The following is a 1,798-nucleotide window of genomic DNA, read 5'->3' as shown; positions in this document are numbered from 1 at the left end:
GAAGGTCACGAAATTGGCGGCACCGGGCAGTTGCACGACCTGCACCACCTTGCATTCGAGCGCCGCGGGCGCCGCCGCCACGCGGGGGCAGTCGATGGTCCGGCATTCCGCCTTCTCGATGCCCGCAAGGTCGAACTCGTCCTGCCCGGCCTGCCACGGACCCGAGGTGGCGTTCATCGCGTCGCGCATCGCCTCCTCGACGATGTTGACGCAGAACACGCCGCTTTCGCGCAGTTGTGCCACGCTGTCCTTGGTGTCGCCGCGGTCCTCCTTGGTGGAGGTCGAGGCGAACATCACCTGCGGCGGCACGTAGGCCACGGCGTTGAAGAAGCTGTAAGGGGCGAGGTTGTCTCCCAGCGCGCCACGCGTCGAGATCCAGCCGATGGGTCGCGGCGTGACGATGGCGTTGAAGGGGTTGTGCGGCAGGCCGTGACCCTCCTCGGGGCGGTAGAACATCACTGTCCTTTCAGAACTTTGCGCATATATGGGGGAGACGGTAGGCCGGTTCGCGGTCGAATGCACGGGGGAAGGCGCGCTGTATACGCTGTCACAGGAAAGACCGGGCGACTGGTGGGAGGTCGAGGCGCTCTATGACCATTGCTTCGCGCCGGGACGCACGCTGCTGTCGTCCTACCGCTTGCGTGACGACGTGCCGCCGGTGCCGGAGCTGTGCCGCGTCGCCCGTGACGAGACCGGGATCATTGGCGGGGCGATCCGCTACTGGCCGGTGCGCATCGGGCGCTGGCAGGCGCTGCTGCTGGGGCCGGTTGCCGTGCACCCCACCGCGCAGGGCGAGGGGCTGGGGGCGGCGCTGATCCGCGACACCGTGGAGCGGGCGCGCGCGCTCGAGTGGTCGCGGGTGCTGCTGGTGGGGGACGAGCCCTATTACCGGCGCTTCGGCTTCGTGAAGCTCGACGAGGTGGTCATGCCGCCGCCCACCAACCCCGAGCGGGTGCTGGGACTCGAGCTGGTGCCCGGCGCCTGGGACGGGGTTGCGGGCGAGGTCACGCGCAGCGCTTGAAATCGGGCGCGGCGGCACGATCTTTTCTGGCAGGAGCCCGAAAGGAAGACCCATGACCGGAACAGACTTGGTCCTTGCCGACACCAGCACCGAGATTGCCGCGCTCGCGAAGCGGTACCGTTCGGCGGGCGGAATCGGATTGCAGGTGCTGAATGCGCTGGGCGGGAAGGCGGAGAACCTGCTCGAACGGCTACCCGACAAGGTCAAGGACCGGCTCGAGAGCGCCACCGAGAAGGCGCTCGAGGTCGCGCTGCGCGCGGCTGCGGGCTCGCGTGGGGTGGTGCCGGACCAGAAGGGCTGGCTCAACACTGCGCTGGCCACCGCCATGGGCGCGGCGGGCGGCGCCGGCGGGTTGCCCTCGGCGCTGGCAGAGCTGCCGGTGACCACCACGGTGCTGTTGCGTGCGATCCAGGGGATCGCCGCGGAGCATGGCTTCGATCCCGATCTGCCCGAGATCCGCAAGGAATGCCTGAGTGTCTTTGCCTCGGCGGGGCCGCTGTCGCAGGACGACGGGGCCGACATGGCGTTCCTCTCGACGCGGGTGACGCTGACCGGGGGCACGGTGCACGGCATCATCCGCAGCGTCTCGCCGCGGCTGGCGACGGTGATGGGGCAGAAGCTCGCGGCGCAGACGGTGCCGATCCTGGGCGCGGCGGCGGGGGCCGCGACGAACTACGCCTACACCAGCTACTACCAGCAGATGGCGCAGGTGCATTTCGGGCTGATGCGTCTGGCGCGCGACAGCGGACAGCCGCGCGAGGCGCTGATCGCGGCGCT

Annotated in this window: 3 protein-coding genes; 2 read left to right on the top strand and 1 reads right to left on the bottom strand. The window is 69.5% G+C overall.

Going from position 1 to position 1,798, the window contains the following annotated elements; all coding sequences use genetic code 11:
- Positions 1-456, bottom strand: a 456-nt coding sequence (locus HC022_RS25755; RefSeq protein ID WP_167454278.1) for a flavin reductase family protein, incomplete at its 3' end; no start/stop codon positions are given.
- A 79-nt stretch (positions 457-535) separates the two neighbouring features.
- Between HC022_RS25755 and HC022_RS25750 the strand changes: the two genes are divergently transcribed.
- Together HC022_RS25750 and HC022_RS25745 are read left to right on the top strand one after the other, a co-directional pair.
- Positions 536-1,021 (top strand): GNAT family N-acetyltransferase, encoded by a 486-nt coding sequence (locus tag HC022_RS25750; RefSeq protein WP_167454279.1) that lies wholly within the window; start codon positions 536-538, stop codon positions 1,019-1,021.
- A 52-nt stretch (positions 1,022-1,073) separates the two neighbouring features.
- The coding region (locus HC022_RS25745; protein WP_167454277.1) for an EcsC family protein at positions 1,074-1,798 on the top strand (725 nt) is incomplete at its 3' end.

Source organism: Salipiger sp. HF18 (assembly GCF_011806505.1).
GTDB lineage: Bacteria > Pseudomonadota > Alphaproteobacteria > Rhodobacterales > Rhodobacteraceae > Salipiger > Salipiger thiooxidans.
Note: the sequence above shows the minus strand (reverse complement) of the source record. Positions and strands in the feature narration are given on the sequence as shown.